Genomic DNA, 703 nt, shown 5'->3' with positions numbered 1-703 from the left:
CGGCTGAGGACTCGCGGAGGACGAAGGCGAGGCGGTCGGAGGGCCAGGCCTTGTCGAGGGGGACGTAGGAGGCGCCGGCCTTGAGGATGGCGAGGAGGGAGACGATGAGGTCGGCGGAGCGGTCGAGACGGACGGCGACGCGCGAGCCGGGAAGAACGTCGAGAGTGCGCAGGTAATGGGCGAGCTGATTGGAGCGCGAGTCGAGCTGGGCGTAGGAGACAGACTCCTCACCCGACACAACGGCGACAGCATCAGGCGTGCGCGCGGCCTGGTGAGCGAAGAGCTCCTGAATGCTTGCGTTGCAAGGGTAGCTCGTCGTGGCGCCGGTCCAACCCGAGAGGACTTGCTGCTTCTCTGCGACCGTGAGCAGAGGAATCAGACCGAGCTGTGCATCAGGCGAAACGGTCAGCGCTTCGAGCAACACGAGGTAGTGACGCGAGAGGCGCTCCATGGTCGCCGCGTCGAAGAGGTCGGTGTTGTAGTTGAAGCCGCCGACGAAGCCGTTGATGCCTTCTTCGAGAAAGAGGCTGAAGTCGAACTTCGCCGTCTCGATGCTGGGAGCCAGCCCGCTGAGGGTGAGACCCGGGAGCTCGAGTTCCTCTTCAGGAGCGTTCTGAAGGGTGAGGGTGACCTGGAAGAGCGGTGAGCGACTCAGGTCACGCTGAGGCTGAAGCTCCTCGACGAGCTTCTCGAAGGGGACGTC

The 703-nt window shown here is 64.3% G+C and carries 1 protein-coding gene; it reads right to left on the bottom strand.

Annotated elements, in window-relative coordinates; all coding sequences use genetic code 11:
* Nucleotides 1-703, bottom strand: a 703-nt coding sequence (locus HUA74_RS44930; RefSeq protein WP_174459510.1) for an AMP-binding protein, incomplete at both ends; no start/stop codon positions are given.

The organism is Myxococcus sp. CA051A (assembly GCF_013336705.1).
GTDB classification, from domain to species: Bacteria; Myxococcota; Myxococcia; order Myxococcales; family Myxococcaceae; genus Myxococcus; species Myxococcus llanfairpwllgwyngyllgogerychwyrndrobwllllantysiliogogogochensis.
Note: the sequence above shows the minus strand (reverse complement) of the source record. Positions and strands in the feature narration are given on the sequence as shown.